This window comes from Acinetobacter sp. ANC_7504, from assembly GCF_056779995.1.
The window spans coordinates 99,564-117,951 of record NZ_JBWYIZ010000002.1; the positions used below are offsets into that span (position 1 = coordinate 99,564).

Below are 18,388 nucleotides of genomic sequence, written 5' to 3' on the forward strand. Positions count from 1 at the left end.
TAGGTTTGAAATGAAAAGATCAGGAGAGGGCTCTCCTGATCATGTGCTGTCGATTTAGTAGCCTTTAGGGAATGGATTAGGCTTGATTAAACCTTTTGATTCGTAGACCACTTTGAATTGACCATTGGTTTGCACTTGTGCAATACGTGATTTGCTCCATAAATGATGATTGGCATCAATTTTCACGTAACCTTCAGGCGCATTTTTCATTTCGATGCCTGGAGAGGCTTTGGTAACTTTGGCAACATCAAAACTACCAGCTTTTTCAACTGCGGCTTTCCATAACCACGGACCAAGATAAGCGGCTTGAGTCACATCACCAATTACTGCTTTAGGACCATATTTTGCTTTAAATGCTTTTACGAAAGCTGCGTTACTTGGATTATTTAGACTTTGGAAATATTTCATTGAAGAGTAGAAACCCTTCATATTTTCGCCACCAATCCCCAGTAATTCATCTTCTGTCACAGAGAAGGTGAGCAGTGTTTGCTTATCGCCAGTCACGCCTGCAGCTTTCATTTGCTTATAGAATGAAACGTTTGATCCACCCACCACGGCAGCGACAATTGCATCTGGTTTACGAAGTTTGGTTTTGTTAATTAAAGAACCAAATTGCGTATGGCCAAGCGGGTAGTATTCTTCACCGACGACTTTACCTTTCAACACTTTTTCAATGTGTGTACGGGCAATTTTCATGGTGGTACGTGGCCAAATATAGTCAGAACCGATCAAATAGAATGTTTTGGCTTTTTTCTCACGTGCAAGCCAATTCAGAGACTCAAGCACCTGTTGTGTAGCTTCTTGACCGGTATAAATCACATTTTTAGATTGTTCTAGACCTTCATAGAATGTTGGGTAATACAGAAGTGAATTATTTCGTTCAATAATAGGTAATACGGCTTTACGAGAAGCTGAAGTCCAGCAACCAAAAATTGCTGCAACACGATCCTTTTCAGTTAATTTTCGGGCTTTCTCAGCGAAAGTTGGCCAGTCAGATGCACCATCTTCTTGAACAATTTTAATCTGACGACCTAATACACCACCTTGTTTGTTGATCTGCTCAATGGCTAAGCGTTCTGCTTGGATGGCCCCTGTTTCAGAGATTGCCATCGTTCCCGTCGCTGAATGAAGCTGACCGACATAGACGAATTTATCATTTACGTTAAGTTTGGTTGTATTTACTTTTGCTGTCGCTGGAGCACTCGCAGTGGTCAAGACAGGTGCCAGTAAAAAAGGAACAGCGAGTAGTCCTGCGAGTAAGCCAGATGTTTTAACTTTAGATTTTAAGGTCATTGGTGTTCCCCTGATGAAGTGGATAAGGCCATTGCGCGATTTATTGTTTGCGCTTGCTATGGACTTAAGCCTAAGGGGTGTTAAAAAATGAGCATATACGTCACTTTACGTATATCGATGTTCCTCAAAATGTTTTTTGATGAAAGTTAAGCTGGGCATAGATTTTGCTAACTGTAAGGGTCTATTTAAATTGCCTAGCTTTATGGTTTCATCTAGCAATACTCCTCAAGCACCGCAACGGGTGATTCATACACGCCGTAAATACAATACTTGGGTGGTTGATGAGAGTATTGAAGACTATGCACTACGCTACGCACCGAGGTCAGTAAGACGGTGGTCCCTTTGGACGGTGACCAATACAGCGCTTGCAGCAGTCAGTTTTCTAGCGATGGAAGCGCTTGGTGCAACCATGTTATGGCAATACGGCTTTAGCAATGCATTCTGGGCCTTAGTGGTCGTTTCAATCATTATCTTTTTGACCAGTTGGCCTATTGGATATTACGCGGCCAAATACAATGTTGATATTGACCTACTTACACGGGGCGCAGGCTTTGGCTATATCGGCTCATCTATAACTTCAGTCATTTACGCCAGTTTTACTTTCATCTTCTTTGCTTTTGAAGCCGCTATCATGGCTTTGGCGCTTGAGCTTGGTTTAGGTGTGCCGCTGAGTCTAGGTTATTTAATTTCTGCGCTTATTATTCTGCCCCTAGTGATCAAAGGCATAGGATTTATTAATAAAGTACAAGCGTTTACCCAACCATTATGGATTTTTTTATTATTACTATCATGGTGCTTTGTTTTGGTGAAGCATCCGACTCTGCTCTCTGAAGTTGCCCTAATAGAAGGCGCGCAAAGTCAAAGTGCAGGATTCAATTTGGCTTTTTTTGGCGCATCTTGCACTGTTTTGTTTGCGCTGATTACGCAGATTGGTGAACAAGCTGATTATTTAAGATTTTTGCCAGACAAAAAACATGCTCAAAACAAATGGAATTGGGCGGTATTTTTAGGCGGTCCTGCATGGATATTGGTGGGATTCATTAAAATTTTTATGGGCATGATTTTAATGGTACTCGCCCTTAAATTTATGGTACCGAATCATGAATTAAGCAATCCGAATTATCTATATTGGATCGCCTACCAACAAGTCATTGAGCACCCTGGTGCTGCATTATTTCTTACAGTCATGTTTGTGTGTATCGCACAGTTAAAGATCAACGTAACCAACGCTTATGCTGGCTCATTGGCGTGGTCTAATTTCTTTGCACGCTTAACACACAGTCATCCCGGACGTGTGGTCTGGTTAGTATTCAATATTTTTATTGCGCTATTGTTGATGGAGCTAGGCGTCATCCATGCGGTGGAGCGTGTATTGGGGCTTTATAGTAATGTGGCCTTGGCATGGGTGGGTGCCATCGTTGCTGATCTCGTCATTTGTAAGCCATTGGGGCTGAGCCCGAAAGGAATTGAATTTAGGCGTGCTTACCTCTATGACATTAATCCAGTCGGTGTTGGCAGTTTATGTATTGCATCCTTGTTGTCGATTTTATGCTATTGGGGATTATTTGGTGATATCGCAAAATCCTTAGCAGGATTTATTGCTTTAGGTTCAGCTATCTTCTGTGTCCCAATGCTTGCTTATTTTACTCGTGGCAAATACTACATCGCACGTCATGAAGATAAATCATTAAAACCAATAGAGACACAACGATGTGTGGTTTGTGAGCATGAGTATGAAACAGCTGACATGGCGACTTGTCCTGCTTATAACAATATTATTTGTTCTTTGTGCTGTACCTTAGAAGCTCGTTGCCATGATTTATGTAAGCCTCATGCACGGTGGTCTGTACAACTTAAGCATTTTGCAGTTTGGTTTCTACCGCGCCAATGGTTGAGATACATCAATACTAGATTGAGTCTTTATATTTTGATGATCTTTGTTCTGAGTGTGGTATTGGCAGTCAGTTTAAGTCTGGTTTATTTACAAGAACTGAGTAAATTCGGCACAGTATTTGGATCAACTCAACAGCATGAGTTGCTGATGCTATTTGTGAAAATTTATGCCGTATTATTTTTACTGTTATGTGTTGCAGCATGGTGGTTGGTGCTGAATGATGAAAGTCGCCGACAAGCTCAGCTTGAAAGTAATATGCAAACACAACTGCTCATGGACGAAATTGAAGCGCATAAAATTACAGATCGGCAATTACAAGATGCACGAACTCAAGCTGAAAAAGCCAATGAGGCCAAAAGTCGTTATGTTGTTGGAATTAGTCATGAACTGAGAACACCTCTAAATAGTATTTTAGGATATAGCCAGTTACTCAATAAACAAGAACAACTCTCTGAACAAGGAAAAGCTGCGCTGGGTGTGATTCGTCGTAGTGGGCAGCATTTAACGTCCTTGATTGATGGTTTACTTGATCTTGCAAGGATTGAAACAGGTAAAATTTCTTTAGAAATGTCGAATATTGAATTTCCGAAGTTTCTCCAACAAATCGTGAATATGTTTGAGCCACAATTCCAACAAAAACAACTGAAATTTACGGTCGAAATTAGTGAAAAAATACCACAATACGTGCGTATAGATAAAAAAAGACTTGAACAGATCCTTATCAACTTAATGGGAAATGCTTTGAAATTTACGCTCGAAGGAGAGGTGAAATTTCGAGTAGATTATCGCTTTCAGACGGCATATTTTGAAATTCATGATACGGGATGCGGGATTGCTGAAGCAGATCTAGAGCGAATATTCCAGCCTTTTGAGCGCGGACAAAATGTCGTACAAGGTAGCTTTGCTGGAACAGGTTTGGGTTTACCAATTGTTAAACTATTGGTGGATATTCTCGGTGGGGAGTTAAAGGTAAGCAGTACGTTAAAAAACGGTTCAATTTTTAAAATAAAACTATATTTACCTTCAAAGTCGGTCATTCATCCCATTGCTGATGTCGCATCGAATACGGTATCTGGCTATACGGGACATCGCCGTAAAATATTGGTCGTAGACAATGAAGCAACTGATCGTGGACTAGTTTTAAATTTCCTTAAACCTCTCGGCTTTATTCTTGAAGAAGCAGAATCGGGATTGCAATGTCTAAGAAAAGTCCCTGAGTTTCGACCAGATTTAATTTTAATGGATTTGAGTATGCCTTTAATGGGAGGGTGGGAAACTGCGAAATTATTGAGAAATAATAAAATGACCAATGTTCCCATCATCATTATTTCCGCAGATGCCAATGAACGAATGCAGAACCCTGAAACCGATGTATTGAATGAAGACTTTTTGGTCAAACCCGTGGACTTAAATCTGCTACTGAACAAGATTGGAGATAAATTAGGCTTAAACTGGCTTCATCAGAATGAGCCGAATCAAGCCGCAGAAGAACCTCAAAGACAGGTTGAACCCTTACACCATGATGGCAACGCTTTATCTGTCAGCGTAATTGATGAGGATGATGAAGCACCAGAACAAGCGCTAATCAAACTAGAAGATTATTTGAGTATTGGTTATATCCGTGGAGCCAAAGAGATGCTCGAAATTTGCAAGAAACTCAATGTCTGTGATCCTTCTATATGGCAGCACATAGAATTTGATATTCAACGCTTCGATACCCAACGTGCATTACAACGATTACACGAGCACCTATCTGATATCAGATCTGATTTGGAAGGGAGTTAAGCTATGTTAGAAAGTATTTTAATTGTGGATGATATTCCTGAAAATCTAAGTTTATTACATGAAAGTCTTGATCAAGCAGGCTATCAGGTCTTAGTTGCCACCAATGGTTTTACTGCTATTGAAATTGCGCACCGTTCACAGCCAGATATGATTTTATTGGATGGGAGTATGCCTGAGATTGATGGCTTTGAAACCTGTATCCAGCTTAAAGCGAGTCCAATGACTGAGCACATCCCTGTCATATTTATGACGGGTTTGACGGAAACCGAACATATTGTAAAAGGCTTTCAAGTCGGGGGCGTAGATTATGTGACAAAGCCACTGAATATCGATGAAGTACAAGCACGTGTCAAAACGCATTTACTGCAAGCCCGTTTAATGCACCAACAGAAACAAATGCTCGATGCAACAGGCAGTGCAATTTTGTCGATGAATATGGATGGGGAAATTATTTGGCAGACACCTGTAGTGCAAGGTTTATTAACGCAACATGGAATTGATATTACTCATTTTAGAAAGAGTATAAATCATTGGTTAAAAGCACTTTTCCAGCAATCGTATCAAGAAGAAATGTTACATGGTCAATATGGTCATGGGCATCAGCAATTACAATTAAATTTATTGACCAAGCTGAAAGAAGGACAATTACCTAAACATGTTTTGGTTCAGATCAAAGAGCAAACACACATGCCAAGTGTTGAAGAGATCGCTCAAGCTTGTCCGAATTTAACACCACGTGAAGCTGAAGTTATGCATTGGGTAACGCTTGGCAAAACCAACCGAGATATTGCAGAAATTTTGGAGTTGAGTCCACGCACCGTCAATAAACATTTAGAGCACGTTTTTGAGAAGCTGTTTGTGGAAACGAGAACTGCTGCGGTGTTACATGTGATGTCAGCTTGTCAAAATCAAGCAGTCGTATAGAACTCATCGTTTCTAGCAAAATCTTTAAATCGCTATACCAGCTGATAGTGATCTTTCACTCTCCCTTCATTAACCTCTTTTTATCCTAAGATAAAAAGAGTAAATAAAATGAGTATGATCAATTCACTTCAAATCATAGACCAAATGTTTGAGGCATTTAGGTCTCAAGATTTACAGGCTGCTGTTGCAACAGTAACTGAGGATACGGTATTGATTCACCATGGCTCACAAAAACTGCCTTCAATTCGATTTGAAGGAAAAACGGGTGTAGAACAGTTCTTCAATACCAATTTCACAACCATGCATGTCGCATACTTTGATATTTTACGTATGGTCAAAGAAGGTAACAAAGTAGTGGTTTTTGGACGCGAAAAATTTACGATTGATGGTCAAGATGGTGAATTTGAGCAAAAATGGGTACAAGAGTACACCATTGAAAATGGACTAATTTCAAGAATGGAAGAATATGCGACATCGGTGAATGACAATGATTACCTGGTTGTAAAATAATAGTCAAAGATGGACATAAAATTAGATGGTCTCATGATCTGCATAACTGAGATGCATAAGCACCAGATTCAATGTGATATTTCAATTTGATCAAACTTAAACACGTCACAATTAGATCCACTGCCAATCCGATCCACCACCGCAAAATCACTCGGGCTTTCCAATGTTAAAAGTGGATGATGCCAAGTCCCCGTACGATAGTTTACACCTTGAGAGCCATTAGTTATAAAAGCTTGCAGGTTTGAAATATCGGGCTGATCCGCATTTAAGACTGGTGCAACCACTATTAAAAACTTTTGTCCCTGCATCGGGATAAAAGCTTGTGATCCATGAGGATGACGTTCAAGCATCGAAATTTTGAACGGAATATTGGTACTTTGAATATTTCGAAAAATACTAATCCCGGCTTTGGCATCGCCAATAATTTCAGTGGTCACTAAAGCATGATAACGCTCTGTATGCGCATCGTTAATATGAAAATAATCATTTCCTTGGCAAGCAATGACGTCACCAAAAGGTGCAAAATTTTCGGAAGTTAAAGGTTGTAGGGTAATGGTATGCATCATAAAAATTCGCTAAAAAGATACTGCATTTTCAATTTAGAATTGAGTCGAAAATGCAGTCAAAATAAGATCACTTTAAAAGTAACAAATGCTCAACTAAGGATTCACTTTACCCCAGAGGCGTATACGACTAATCCCTCCATCAGGAATCATATTCACCCGAATATGAGAAATTTTTTCGTGTCCCAATACTTCATTTACAAAGTTATGAATGTGATCCATTTGCATTGGTTGAGCATCTAATAAGAAAGGCCAAAACATACTTTGTGGAATCAATTGAGGATCCGTTGCATCTTCTATATAAATGGCTTGAATGGACACTTCAGCAGGATAATTTCCTTTAAAGTGGGCTGTATCAATCTCGATCTTTTCAATGTGACCAGCTTGCCCTAAAGCTAAAATACACCAGTCGAAACCGGGTGCACGACGGCGCGCGGTTTCCCAACCATCACCCATATTAACCCCACGTCCTGGATTGATCAGATTACGTGGATGTCCGAAGTGTGCATCACTATAGGCAATAACACGTCCACCATTTTCAAGTGCAAGCAGGTCGAGGGTTTGGCTTTGATCTTGGATTTTAACGCTGACTTCACCATATACGCGGAATCGTGCGATACCCCCATCTGGAAAAATATTTAAACGAAGATGGGTAAAGATCTGATTCATTGAAACTTCAAAGACATGGTGCTGACTTGGTCCCAATATACTATTTGGTAAAATTTGGTGCCATTCAGCATCATCTAAGTTTTCATTTGGTGCATAACACCCTTCTACTGAAGCAGAAGCGGGATAATTACCACTAAAAAAAGTGGTATCAATATCGAGTGCTTTAATTTTACCTGCAACACCTAACTGAACAATCGCCCAATCATAACCACTGTAACGTTTACGACGGGTTTCCCATCCATCCATCCACTTGCCATGATCATCAAATTTACCTTCTACAAAGATAGGCGCATCAAACTGAAGCATACGTTGAGCTTCAGCAAAAAAATCATCAGAACATGTTGTGACTTTTGCACCAATTCGGGCATCTGCAAGGTTAGTAAGTTGCTGTAAATGAGTAGGGATTTCAAATTCCGGTGCCAATAGTGTTGCCATGTCATCTTCCATTATTACTTTAAAACTTGATTCTTATCAAAAGAATGCATTCTTAGAATCGTAATGCGTTGTTATGTCGCATCTGCTTAAGGGCTTTAAAAAGAATGCACAGCATGTGCCAACCTTGCACTTATGTAGCGCTATATTGGTGGAAATGGCACGTTTTTCGCTTTAAGCAGTGGGTTAAAGCAAAAAAAATTGTGGAAGTAAAAATGAATATCACCATTATTGGTGCCGGAATGGCAGGATTAACGACCGGAATTGCGCTGAAGAAATTTGGTCATCAAGTTTCAATATATGAACAAACTGAAAAAATTTTACCCGTGGGTGCTGCGATTTCATTGTGGTCAAATGGTGTGAAATGTTTGAACTATCTAGGACTCACGGATCAAGTCGCTCAACTTGGTGGGAAAATGGATCACCTTGCTTATGTCGATGGGCTTACGGGTGATGTCATGACGCAATTTAGTTTATATCCATTGATTGAAGAAGTCGGGCAGCGACCTTATCCTGTTTCTCGCGCTGAATTACAAAATATGTTAATGGATGAGTTTGGACGTGAAGATATTCATCTTGCAAAAAAAATGATCGGACTTGAGGATCAAGGTGATGACGTCAAAATCCATTTTGCTGACGGAACACAAATAACCACGGATTTATTGGTCGGCGCGGATGGCACTCATTCGATCACGCGTGCCTATGTTTTAGGTGAGCAAGTTGAGCGTCGTTATGCAGGTTATGTGAATTGGAATGGGTTGGTCGAAATTTCTGAGTCGCTGGCACCTGCTGATCAGTGGACCACCTTTGTAGGAGAAGGGAAGCGAGCTTCTTTAATGCCAGTCGCAGGTAATCGTTTTTATTTCTTCTTTGATGTACCACTTGAATTAGGTTTGGAAAATGATCGTACTCAGTATAAAAAATTACTAAAACAATATTTTGACGGTTGGTGTCCGCCAGTACAAACATTGATTGATGCTATTGATGAACAGCGAACCAATCGTGTTGAAATCCATGATATAGAACCATTTGCAGATTTCTATAAAGGGCGAGTGGTGATTGTTGGCGATGCAGCACATAGTACAACACCTGATATTGGGCAGGGCGGTTGCCAAGCGATGGAAGATGCCATTTATTTGGCTCGGGCATTACAGATTAATACACTGGGAATTCAGGATGCTTTAAGACGTTATCAAAACAAACGTAATGAACGCACTGCTGAAATGGTATTGAGAGCGCGTAAACGTTGTGATGTGACGCATATGAAAGACGAATCGATTACTCGTGAATGGTATGAGGACTTAAGAAAAGAACAAGGACCTCATATTATGAAAGGTATTATCAGTAATATTGTTGGAAATCCTTTGGATTAAAGATTTCAACTAAAAGTGCTAAATGCCCTTTTTAAGTATTTAGATTCAGTTGGAATAAGACGAGATTGCGCCAAGATCCAAATTTTTGTCCGACTTCAGGTAAATAGCCTGTTTGTTTAAATCCAAAGTATTCATGTAATTTGATGGATGCAAAATTTTCATGATCTATAGCAGCGATCATGACATGAATTTTATGTTGGCTTGCGTGTTGAATTAAATGTTGGAGTAAAGCTTTGCCTAAACCCAAACGTGTAAAATTGGGATGAATATACACAGAGTGTTCGACAGTTTGTCTAAAACCACTGATCGCTCTAAATGTACTATATTCAGCATAACCTGCAATTTGTTGGGTGAGTTCGTTTTCAACCACAAAAATAGGGAAATGATCTATTAGATGCTGACGATACCAATTCTGATAATAATAAATGTCTTGATCTTGCTCATTCCATGTTGCAAAACCATTCAGAATTTCATCGTTGTAAATATCTTGGATTTGAGTTAAATCCTGTTCAGTTGCGAAACGAATTTTAAAAGACATTTTTTATTCTAATCGTCAGTATTTATAACTTTATTTTGATTATTGAGCATAAAAAAAGCAAGACACTAGTCTTGCTTTTTTATTATAAATATCAATTAGAAATGATATTTAACCAATGCGCTTACATCGTTTTGGTCTTGACCTTTTTGACCGAATTTATTGTTCCAGACAGAGTGTTCAACACCTACATACAATTTGGTTTTTGGAGAGATATGTTTACCAACATTCCATTTATATTGGCTTGTCCAGTTCAATTCACTCGCATGACCAGGACCTTCATTTGTAGACCAATCAAGGAATGCATCTGCCAAGAATTCTTCATTGCCTAGCTTGAATGGAACAGCGTAAGTGATCGTCATTTGGTAGTCATCTTCAGTCAAGTCATTGTCAACTCGATAGAAGTTAATATTTGCATATTGCGTGTAAGGAATATCTAAAGCAAAGCCTACGCCATACAAGAAGTTATTGAACTCAGTATTGTTGTTATAACCAGCGTTGTGTTCCCAAGTCGTTGCAATCAATACATCTTTGATTGGACCAACGCTTAGTTTTTGGCCAGAAACTTCACTTAAACTTAATCGTGGAGCTAATTCAAGATAAGTTGAATCACCATCTTTTCCGCCCCATTGTTGATCGACGAAAAAGAAAACATCCGAGTACTTAAGCTTTGCAGCATATTCAGCAGTGATGGTATAGCGTTCACCTTCTTGTTGAGAGAAAGGGTTTAGGTAGTTATCGCCATAAAGACCAGTTAGGCTGAAATCTTGCCAAACAATTGGACTTGCTTGAGTAAACGCTGCTGTAGAAGCTAAGGCGCAAAGTGCTGCGATTTGATTAAGTTTCATAAAAGAATCCCCAGAGAAAGCGGTAACAGAATAACGATTCTTTTGCAAAAATAAAGCCAAAAGTGGATGAAAGGAAAAATTAATGCCCACCTATGCAGGCATTGATACAAAGATGGTTTAAATTAATGATGAGAATCAATTATTTGTTTACTTTTAATACTAATTTTCGGTCCAAATAATTTTAAGTGATTAAATAATATATTGAGGATTATCGCCATTAAGCAGGTTGAGCTAATACCCGAATGGAACAAGGTTTGGACCCATTTTGGGAAGTCGGAATAGAATGAATGGTCAATAATGGGTACCATTCCTGCAGCAATTGAAGTCGCGACAATAATTAAGTTTTTCTGATCGTTATAATCAATTTTTGCCAGTGTACGGATACCACTCGCGGCTACTGTACCAAATAAAACAAGGCCAGCCCCCCCAAGTACAGGCACAGGAATCGCTGCAATAAAACGCCCCATCACTGGGAGTAATCCAAGTACGACCAGAATTATCCCGCCAGCAGCGACAACATAGCGACTTTTAATCCCTGTTATTGCAACTAAACCAACGTTTTGCGCAAACGCACTTTGCATAAATGAACCAAAGATCGGTGCTGCTGCACTTGATAACATATCTGCGCGTAGACCATCTGAAATACGTTTTGAATCTACATCCGTACCGATAATTTCACCGACTGCAATAATATCAGCTGTAGTTTCAGTCATAATCACGAGGGTAACAATGATCATGGAAAGTATTGCTGTAAACTCAAAGGTCGGCATACCAAATGCAAAGAAGCTAGGAACCTGTAACCAATGACCTTCCCCAACTTTGCTAAAATCACCAAAGCCAAACATAAATGCTAAGACAGTGCCAAGAATAATTGCCAGTAAAATTGAAAGGCGTCGAATTGTGGCACTGCCAGCCATATTCAATATTATGACGATTGCAAGCGTCGCTAACGCTAAACAAATATTTTCAGCACTTCCCCAATCAGGTGCACTTTTATTGCCGCCCATCATCCAACGCACAGCAACTGGCAGGAGTGATAAGCCTATGATTGTAATTACACAGCCTGTAACAACTGGGGGAAAAAATCGAATAATTTTAGAGAAGTAGGGCGCTAAGAAAAACCCTAAAAGTGATGCCACAATGACGGCACCATAGACTGCCTGTAATCCGCCACCTGTGGTGACAATTGCGACCATTGTGGCTACACCAGCAAAAGAGACACCCTGAACCAAGGGCAATTGTGCACCAATATGTTTAACGCCTATGGTTTGTAAAATTGTCGCTAAGCCACCGACAAATAAAGCAGCAGCGATGAGTAGCCCAATTTCCATACCTGATAAGCCTGCAGCCGTACCCACGATCAGAGGAGGCGCTATAATACCACCATACATGGTTAAAACATGTTGTAAGCCATAAGCAGCACTTTTACCAGTACCAAGATATTCATGTTCGGGTGATTGTTGTTGTTCGTGTGCAGTCATAATAAATCCCTCTATATTTTAAATTTGCGAGTGCTCAGCTGCCACGATAGGTGGAGTAGGCATAAGGGCTAATGAGCAAGGGAATGTGATAATGTTGGTGAGCATCGGTTACTGAAAAATGAATGACGGCTTTTGGAAAAAAAGTTGGGATGTTCTGCGCTGAGAAATAAGTTTGCGTCATAAATTCGATGCTGTATTCAGCGACATCAATTTGATCGAGTCCAAAATCTGCTGCTGTCACACGTCCATCAGAATTGGTTTTGGCTATCGCTAATAACTCTCCAGACGCAGAAAAAAGCTTAACTTCAACATTACTTGCAGGACGTCCAAGGTGGGTATCTAAAATATGTGAGCTGATCATGCTTGAATTTCCTGTGAGAGGCGCAGTAAAGCAATTTCTAAAAGTTGGCGATGGACGATTCTTTTTTCAGTCTCAAAATCGTTTAGCAAGCGGTATTCCAATGCAGTCAGAATCTCTTCACTATTCAAACCAGAAGCTTTAATCAGAAAAATAAAACCGAATTTTTTTTCATAGGCCAAGTTGCCTTTATATAACGCATCTAGAACTTCTTGATCATGTGTGATGCGTGCTTGTTCACGCCTTGAAAAAGTTTGTTCTTGTTCTGATAATTCAAGTTTTGCTTTTCTTTCGCCAATCCTTGGGTGTGTATTTAGGGCTGCTAAAATTTCATCCCATGTCCATGTAATGGCATGTTGTTCAGCATACTTTAATAGTCCTTCTCGTGTGTCAAAAGGACCGTGATGAATGATTTCCTCGCCCCATCGTGGGATATGAACACATTGCAATAAAAATGCTTTCTGATGTTCAACAGATGTTTGATTAAATTCTGAAAGCAACACAATTCAAACCTATACATTGAAACTTTAGGCTTAAATTGCAATAACAATGCCAACGTAGATTTGGTGGAAAAAGTGACTGAAAAAGATCAAAAGAGCACTTTATAAAGCACTCTTTTTCTCATGAATGTGAAATTATGGTGCGAAATGATCGATCCAATGTTGCGCAATATCTCCACGACGACAAATCCAAACATGTTCATGAGATTGAACATAGTCTAAGAACTGTTGTAGTGCCTTGAAGCGTCCTGGGCGTCCTAAAAGACGGCAGTGCATCCCAATAGACATCATTTTTGGTGCAGTTTCCCCTTCGGCATACAAGACATCAAAGGCATCCTTTAGATATTGATAAAATTGTTCACCATGATTGAAGCCACCTGCTGAACTAAACTTCATGTCGTTGGTGTCCAGAGTATAAGGAATAATTAAATGCGGATGCTGCTCGCCATTGGGATGGGTGAGCTGTGTCCAAAAAGGTAAATCATCGCCGTAATAATCACAGTCGTATTTGATTTGAGGAAATTCAGTTAAAAGTTGACGTGTGTTGGGACTATCTCGACCTGTGTACCAACCGATTGGGGCTTGTCCGAATAGCGTTTCAAGTACACTAATGGCTTGATCCATATGCTGCCTTTCGGTCTCAATATCCATATTCTGATAATGCAACCAACGTTGACCATGAGATACCACATCGTAATCCGCAGATTTAATTGCTTCGACCACATCTGGATGACGTGCCAAAGCCATTCCCACACCAAAAATAGTCATGGGTAATTGACGTTTCTTGAACTCATTATGAATACGCCAAAAACCGACTCTTGACCCATACTCATACATAGAATCCATTGACATATGCTTAGCATTAAAACTGGCAGCACCAACGATTTCAGATAAAAATTGCTCTGAACCTTGATCACCGTGCTCAATGTGGTTTTCACCACCTTCTTCATAATTTAAGACAAATTGCACTGCGATACGCGCTTGATTAGGCCAATGAGGATGAGGTGGATTCGCCCCATAACCTCTCAAGTCTCTGGAATAAGGTGCATTTTGAATCGAATCAATAAGCGCCTGTCCGCGTAAGTAAGTACTTGTCACAATGAGTAATCCTTTTATTAATTTTTTAAAATACCACTTGCATATTTTTGAGTTAGGCCCGATATTCAAAGTATAAGGACACGGTTCTGCAGACTCAAAAAGTGTTCATCATTCAATGTGGAGGGACGTATTCCAAACAGCAATTGAAGATGTTCGATGCAATTAGATTGCAAGCTACAAACGTGCCAAGATAAAAAGTTTTGCACAAAAATGATTCAGAAGAAGAGTGAGGATGATATTTATGAACATAGAAATCCGTACAGATAAGAATATTCAAAACAGTGAGCGATTAATTGATTATGTACGTGCAGAACTAAATACAGAGTTTCAACGCCATAGTGAAAGAATTACCCATTTTTCGGTTCATTTAAGTGATGAAAATGCCCATAAAGGCGGTGCAGACGATATTCAATGTATGATCGAAGCTCGCCCAGCTGGACTAAAACCAGTTGTGGTCAATCACAGAGGTCATAATATCGACACAGCGATTCATGGTGCGATTGACCGATTAAAGCGTAGTCTTGAACATGTATTCGAGAAAAAAGAGAACCCTCGTGGAGCGCCCATCCAACTGAAAGAAGATGAAGTGGATGTGGAATAGCAAAAAGCCCTTCGGGGCTTTTTTTTTTGAATAAAATTTTGAATGAACAGTTTTGATTTATTTAATTGAATAATGATCTGCATTATTAGGCATAATGTCGTTATAGATAAATAGTAGAGAAAGTAAATGCTAACAGCACATCAACAAGTGTTTTTACAGGCCTTAGAAGAATTAGACCTAGCACAGGTACAGCGCCTGTTAGCAGAAGGTTTAGATCCAAACTTTATCGCAGGAGAGAAAGGCCCTGCGGTTTCTGTGTGGTCAGACACTTTATTTCAATGGTGGGAAGAAATTTGTGAAGCGTATGAGCAAGGAAATGCGCTTTCAACAGAAGAAAAACAACAGAAATTACAAGTACATCTTGATATTCTAGATGCACTGATTGCAGCGAAAGCTAATTTCCATTTATGGGATGCAGAGGAATGTTACGGCCCACTTTGGGATGCTGCGAGTGCTGCATGTGTGCCTGCAGTTCAACGCTTACTTGATCATCAAGTTGATCCTAATACCAAAGATGAAGAGGGGAATACCATTCTGAGTTCAATTAGTGATTTATTTTTCGACTGCGATTTTGATACCATTGATTGGTCACAGGCTTTACCGGAAGAACGTGAGACACTCGAGTTATTACGTAGCCGTGGCGCAAAAATGACGAAAGAATTAAATTAATTTGGGTGCCCCATGACAAAATTAAAACAACTGAGCTTGATACTTTGCTCAACCGCGAGTGTAAGTGCGATGGCTGCAGATTTTGCCTTCGATCGACCTGGTACGAGTTTCAGCACAGGCATTACGCCCGTAGGTCAATTGGCATGGGAGCAGGGACTTCCAACTGCACAGTATGTTGAAAGTACTGAAAATGGTTTTAAAAATAAATCATTGCGACTCAATGCTGATGTCCTGTTGCGTACGGGATTGAGTAAGAATACTGAGCTTCAATTGGGTTGGGATGGCCCAGCGTGGGAGCGGACCCGAATCCAAAATCGAACTGATGACCATGATGGTTTAGGTGATGTTTCTGTTGGGATTAAGCATCACGTTGACTTACAAGATGATCAACTGAAAATGGCAATTTTGGCACAAGCTAAAATCGCAACAGGAAATGATCGTTTTACTTATGTTGATGATATTTATACTTTGGGCTCATCTGTTGAGTATCAATATAACGATACTGTAACGACAGGAATAGGAATGTTCTATTCGGCTCAAAATAGTGACTGGTCGGTGACTGCTGTACCTACTATTGGGTATAAAATCGTGGGTAATTTATCGGGCTATTCTGAAGCAGTATTTACCAAGAAAGAAAGCCAAGAGCGAGAGTATGGACTGGCATCTGGTTTAATCTATGCCTTGAATGATCGTGCGCAGTTAGATGCAAGCATCGGTGTAGACCTAAGTGGATCCGATCGAAGTTATCATGGTGGATTTGGTGTCTCATACTTATTCTAAATGAATAAAAAAGGAGTAGCTTACGCTACTCTTTTTTATGTTTACTTTAGTTTTGATTCAATCAGTCTTTATCCAAACGATGGGCAAACTCTGCGATATCGGTCAAAGCTTGCTTTGCTTCATCAAACCAAGCGCTAAACATTTGGAAGTTATGCCACATACCGGTGTATAACTTAAACTCAACATCCACTCCAGCTGCTTTAGCCTTTTCTTCAAATCGCGTAGAGTCGTCTAACAAAATTTCTTTTGAACCCACCTGAACCAATGTCGGTGGCAATCCTTTGAGATCTCCAAAAATTGGGGAAATTTCGGGAATTGAGACATCTACACCTTTAGGAACATAATGATTTATGCCTGCTTCTAAAGCTTCAATTGACAATAAAGCATCATGCTTTTGATTGTAGCGTAGAGATTCACTGGTCAAAGTTAAGTCAAGAAAGGGTGACATTAAAATCAAGCCACTTGGAAGAAGTTTTGGATTTTCTTCTTTTAAACGTAAAGCCAGTGCAAGTGCTAAATTGGCACCACAAGAATCGCCAGATAAAATAATATCTTTCGGTTGAGCACCTTGCTCTACCAATAATTGGTACACATCATAGATTGCTTCTCCGAGATCGGGGAAACGTTGTTCAGGTGAAAGAGGGTAATCGATATGTAGCACTTGCATTTGAGTCCGAAGTGCCATTTCAGTCATCAATGCGCGATGTGTATTTAACGATCCTAAAAAGAATGCGCCACCATGAATGTGAAAAATGAGCTGAGTCGTTTCAGGTTGAGGCAAAATTTCTTCGGCACGAATACCTGCGATTCTTAGTTTTCGAATACTGACATCTTTGGACTGTGGAAAAACACGCGTCATCTGCTCTAAGGCAACACGAAGTACGGTGGGGGGAAGATTAAAGCGACTCGGAAAGCGAAGACTCGTTTTTAAAAAAGACTCTGTTATGTATTGTTTCAAAACCGGATTGATCTTCATTGTTTTTCCATATTAATGAAATTATGTTTATTATCAGCACACAGCATTACAATGGTACACTAAATAGTCACATTCAAAAATTGCTTAAATGTTATCAATTTTTAATAATATTAAAGTCAATTCAGCAAGGGAAACAAAAAACAATGAAAAAAATTGCACTAGCGTTAGGATTACTCGCTTCAGCAGTATTTGCAAATGCTGCAGATCCACTCAATGGTACCGTGTGGAATACGATTGATGAGAAAACTAAAAAAGCTAAAGCTTTTGTAAAATTCACTGAACAGCCAAACGGAACATTGAATGCAACGATTCAGAGTGTTGTCACACCGGGTCAAGAAAATTCATGTACGAACTGTGAAGGTCCCTATCACAAGAAATCTTTAAAAGGTTTAACCATTGTGAAGGGTCTTAAAAATGTAGGTGGAACGAATTACGATGGTGGTTCAATCTTAGACCCACAATCTGGAAAAACTTACAAATTGAAGGGTTCATTGAAAGACGGTGGTCAAAAGCTCGAACTTCGTGGTTTCATCGGCGTATCAGCGCTTGGTCGTAACCAAACTTGGGTACGCGTGAACTAATTTAAGATTCATAAAAAAGCCGAGTAGTTGCTCGGCTTTTTTTATTTCTTATTTCTTTAATGCTTTTATCGCATTCTCATCAAAACCTACTACATAGCCTGATTCAGTAGTGATCACTGGTCTTTTTATAAGGCTCGTATGTGTAGTCAGTGCTTCAATCAAACCCTGTTCAGATGCAAGGGCAATTTGTTGATCTTCCTCAGACAATTTACGCCAAGTCGTTCCCTTTTTATTGAGGACAAGTTCAGCACCAAGATCCTTTAGCCATTTTTGTACTGTTTCAGCATCAATACCTTGTTTCTTATAATCGTGGAACTCATAACTAAGCCCCAACTCATTGAGTAAATCGAATGCTTTTTTCATCGAGTTGCAATTTTTAATGCCGTAAACTTTAATCATCTCTAACAGTCTTATTCATTGTGATCAGTCTAGAGCTTAGCAAAATTTACGCAAAAACATAAATGTGATCAGAATATTTTAAATAGGTTTGAAATCTACAGTGTGGCTTCATGGTGGTT

At 39.6% G+C, this 18,388-nt stretch carries 19 protein-coding genes; 8 read left to right on the top strand and 11 right to left on the bottom strand.

The window, feature by feature from the left end:
- Positions 1-54 precede the first annotated feature (54 nt).
- A complete protein-coding gene (urtA, locus tag AC1M9F_RS04385; protein WP_179999684.1) occupies positions 55-1,293 on the bottom strand; it encodes an urea ABC transporter substrate-binding protein in 1,239 nt (412 codons plus the stop codon).
- Between the two features lie 202 nt (positions 1,294-1,495).
- Here urtA and AC1M9F_RS04390 point away from each other — a divergent pair, with 202 nt between their 5' ends.
- The 3 genes from AC1M9F_RS04390 to AC1M9F_RS04400 all read left to right on the top strand — a co-directional run bounded on the left by AC1M9F_RS04390 (position 1,496) and on the right by AC1M9F_RS04400 (position 6,406).
- The gene (locus AC1M9F_RS04390; protein ID WP_481597221.1) at positions 1,496-4,972 is read left to right on the top strand and encodes a hybrid sensor histidine kinase/response regulator; all 3,477 of its coding nucleotides are present in this window, start codon (positions 1,496-1,498) and stop codon (positions 4,970-4,972) included.
- 3 nt (positions 4,973-4,975) lie between these two features.
- The gene (locus AC1M9F_RS04395) at positions 4,976-5,896 is read left to right on the top strand and encodes a response regulator transcription factor (protein WP_180028395.1); all 921 of its coding nucleotides are present in this window, start codon (positions 4,976-4,978) and stop codon (positions 5,894-5,896) included.
- A 108-nt stretch (positions 5,897-6,004) separates the two neighbouring features.
- Positions 6,005-6,406 (top strand): nuclear transport factor 2 family protein, encoded by a 402-nt coding sequence (locus AC1M9F_RS04400; RefSeq protein WP_481597166.1) that lies wholly within the window; start codon positions 6,005-6,007, stop codon positions 6,404-6,406.
- A 68-nt stretch (positions 6,407-6,474) separates the two neighbouring features.
- On the opposite strand, the gene AC1M9F_RS04405 is transcribed toward AC1M9F_RS04400, so the two are convergent.
- A complete protein-coding gene (locus tag AC1M9F_RS04405; protein WP_481597167.1) occupies positions 6,475-6,972 on the bottom strand; it encodes an ureidoglycolate lyase in 498 nt (165 codons plus the stop codon).
- 93 nt (positions 6,973-7,065) lie between these two features.
- Positions 7,066-8,073 (bottom strand): allantoicase, encoded by a 1,008-nt coding sequence (gene alc, locus AC1M9F_RS04410; RefSeq protein ID WP_481597168.1) that lies wholly within the window; start codon positions 8,071-8,073, stop codon positions 7,066-7,068.
- 212 nt (positions 8,074-8,285) lie between these two features.
- On the opposite strand from alc, the gene hpxO reads away from it, so the two are divergent.
- Positions 8,286-9,443: an FAD-dependent urate hydroxylase HpxO gene (hpxO, locus tag AC1M9F_RS04415; protein ID WP_481597169.1), complete on the top strand. Its 1,158-nt coding sequence runs from the start codon at positions 8,286-8,288 to the stop codon at positions 9,441-9,443.
- 31 nt (positions 9,444-9,474) lie between these two features.
- On the opposite strand, the gene AC1M9F_RS04420 is transcribed toward hpxO, so the two are convergent.
- The 6 genes from AC1M9F_RS04420 to puuE form a co-directional block, all read right to left on the bottom strand.
- Positions 9,475-9,981, bottom strand: a complete 507-nt coding sequence (locus AC1M9F_RS04420; RefSeq protein WP_179999697.1) for a GNAT family N-acetyltransferase — start codon at positions 9,979-9,981, stop codon at positions 9,475-9,477.
- Between the two features lie 95 nt (positions 9,982-10,076).
- Positions 10,077-10,826: an outer membrane protein OmpK gene (locus AC1M9F_RS04425; protein ID WP_092766621.1), complete on the bottom strand. Its 750-nt coding sequence runs from the start codon at positions 10,824-10,826 to the stop codon at positions 10,077-10,079.
- A 122-nt stretch (positions 10,827-10,948) separates the two neighbouring features.
- Positions 10,949-12,307, bottom strand: coding sequence for a nucleobase:cation symporter-2 family protein (locus AC1M9F_RS04430; protein ID WP_481591961.1), 1,359 nt, complete (start codon positions 12,305-12,307; stop codon positions 10,949-10,951).
- 34 nt (positions 12,308-12,341) lie between these two features.
- A complete protein-coding gene (gene uraH / locus AC1M9F_RS04435) occupies positions 12,342-12,668 on the bottom strand; it encodes a hydroxyisourate hydrolase (protein ID WP_481597170.1) in 327 nt (108 codons plus the stop codon).
- The gene (gene uraD, locus AC1M9F_RS04440) at positions 12,665-13,168 is read right to left on the bottom strand and encodes a 2-oxo-4-hydroxy-4-carboxy-5-ureidoimidazoline decarboxylase (protein WP_481591960.1); all 504 of its coding nucleotides are present in this window, start codon (positions 13,166-13,168) and stop codon (positions 12,665-12,667) included. Before uraD ends, uraH begins: the two co-directional genes overlap by 4 nt.
- Positions 13,169-13,300: 132 nt before the next feature.
- The gene (gene puuE, locus AC1M9F_RS04445) at positions 13,301-14,263 is read right to left on the bottom strand and encodes an allantoinase PuuE (RefSeq protein WP_481588788.1); all 963 of its coding nucleotides are present in this window, start codon (positions 14,261-14,263) and stop codon (positions 13,301-13,303) included.
- 241 nt (positions 14,264-14,504) lie between these two features.
- On the opposite strand from puuE, the gene AC1M9F_RS04450 reads away from it, so the two are divergent.
- From AC1M9F_RS04450 to AC1M9F_RS04460, 3 genes are all read left to right on the top strand, one after another.
- Positions 14,505-14,864 (top strand): HPF/RaiA family ribosome-associated protein, encoded by a 360-nt coding sequence (locus AC1M9F_RS04450; protein ID WP_035264715.1) that lies wholly within the window; start codon positions 14,505-14,507, stop codon positions 14,862-14,864.
- A gap of 126 nt (positions 14,865-14,990) precedes the next feature.
- Positions 14,991-15,533: an ankyrin repeat domain-containing protein gene (locus tag AC1M9F_RS04455; protein WP_035264700.1), complete on the top strand. Its 543-nt coding sequence runs from the start codon at positions 14,991-14,993 to the stop codon at positions 15,531-15,533.
- Positions 15,534-15,545: 12 nt separating this feature from the next.
- Positions 15,546-16,313: a transporter gene (locus AC1M9F_RS04460; protein WP_035264697.1), complete on the top strand. Its 768-nt coding sequence runs from the start codon at positions 15,546-15,548 to the stop codon at positions 16,311-16,313.
- 61 nt (positions 16,314-16,374) lie between these two features.
- On the opposite strand, the gene AC1M9F_RS04465 is transcribed toward AC1M9F_RS04460, so the two are convergent.
- Positions 16,375-17,289, bottom strand: a complete 915-nt coding sequence (locus AC1M9F_RS04465) for an alpha/beta hydrolase (RefSeq protein ID WP_035264694.1) — start codon at positions 17,287-17,289, stop codon at positions 16,375-16,377.
- A 143-nt stretch (positions 17,290-17,432) separates the two neighbouring features.
- Between AC1M9F_RS04465 and AC1M9F_RS04470 the strand changes: the two genes are divergently transcribed.
- Positions 17,433-17,870: a DUF2147 domain-containing protein gene (locus AC1M9F_RS04470; protein ID WP_035264927.1), complete on the top strand. Its 438-nt coding sequence runs from the start codon at positions 17,433-17,435 to the stop codon at positions 17,868-17,870.
- A 48-nt stretch (positions 17,871-17,918) separates the two neighbouring features.
- Here the strand turns inward: AC1M9F_RS04470 and AC1M9F_RS04475 are convergent, their stop codons facing one another.
- Positions 17,919-18,269 carry a Spx/MgsR family RNA polymerase-binding regulatory protein gene (locus AC1M9F_RS04475; RefSeq protein WP_035264692.1) on the bottom strand — a complete coding sequence of 117 codons (351 nt, stop codon included), beginning with the start codon at positions 18,267-18,269 and terminating at the stop codon, positions 17,919-17,921.
- Positions 18,270-18,388: the final 119 nt, after the last annotated feature.

What these genes read in the sequence shown, in the direction of transcription:
- hpxO (WP_481597169.1), top strand. Translation starts at nt 8,286, where the DNA reads ATGAATATCACCATTATTGGTGCCGGAATGGCAGGATTAACGACCGGA.
- AC1M9F_RS04425 (WP_092766621.1), bottom strand. Translation starts at nt 10,826, where the DNA reads ATGAAACTTAATCAAATCGCAGCACTTTGCGCCTTAGCTTCTACAGCA.
- AC1M9F_RS04470 (WP_035264927.1), top strand. Translation starts at nt 17,433, where the DNA reads ATGAAAAAAATTGCACTAGCGTTAGGATTACTCGCTTCAGCAGTATTT.
- urtA (WP_179999684.1), bottom strand. Translation starts at nt 1,293, where the DNA reads ATGACCTTAAAATCTAAAGTTAAAACATCTGGCTTACTCGCAGGACTA.
- AC1M9F_RS04475 (WP_035264692.1), bottom strand. Translation starts at nt 18,269, where the DNA reads ATGATTAAAGTTTACGGCATTAAAAATTGCAACTCGATGAAAAAAGCA.
- alc (WP_481597168.1), bottom strand. Translation starts at nt 8,073, where the DNA reads ATGGCAACACTATTGGCACCGGAATTTGAAATCCCTACTCATTTACAG.
- AC1M9F_RS04420 (WP_179999697.1), bottom strand. Translation starts at nt 9,981, where the DNA reads ATGTCTTTTAAAATTCGTTTCGCAACTGAACAGGATTTAACTCAAATC.
- AC1M9F_RS04460 (WP_035264697.1), top strand. Translation starts at nt 15,546, where the DNA reads ATGACAAAATTAAAACAACTGAGCTTGATACTTTGCTCAACCGCGAGT.
- AC1M9F_RS04455 (WP_035264700.1), top strand. Translation starts at nt 14,991, where the DNA reads ATGCTAACAGCACATCAACAAGTGTTTTTACAGGCCTTAGAAGAATTA.
- AC1M9F_RS04390 (WP_481597221.1), top strand. Translation starts at nt 1,496, where the DNA reads ATGGTTTCATCTAGCAATACTCCTCAAGCACCGCAACGGGTGATTCAT.
- AC1M9F_RS04430 (WP_481591961.1), bottom strand. Translation starts at nt 12,307, where the DNA reads ATGACTGCACACGAACAACAACAATCACCCGAACATGAATATCTTGGT.
- AC1M9F_RS04450 (WP_035264715.1), top strand. Translation starts at nt 14,505, where the DNA reads ATGAACATAGAAATCCGTACAGATAAGAATATTCAAAACAGTGAGCGA.
- AC1M9F_RS04395 (WP_180028395.1), top strand. Translation starts at nt 4,976, where the DNA reads ATGTTAGAAAGTATTTTAATTGTGGATGATATTCCTGAAAATCTAAGT.
- uraH (WP_481597170.1), bottom strand. Translation starts at nt 12,668, where the DNA reads ATGATCAGCTCACATATTTTAGATACCCACCTTGGACGTCCTGCAAGT.
- AC1M9F_RS04400 (WP_481597166.1), top strand. Translation starts at nt 6,005, where the DNA reads ATGAGTATGATCAATTCACTTCAAATCATAGACCAAATGTTTGAGGCA.
- AC1M9F_RS04405 (WP_481597167.1), bottom strand. Translation starts at nt 6,972, where the DNA reads ATGATGCATACCATTACCCTACAACCTTTAACTTCCGAAAATTTTGCA.
- AC1M9F_RS04465 (WP_035264694.1), bottom strand. Translation starts at nt 17,289, where the DNA reads ATGAAGATCAATCCGGTTTTGAAACAATACATAACAGAGTCTTTTTTA.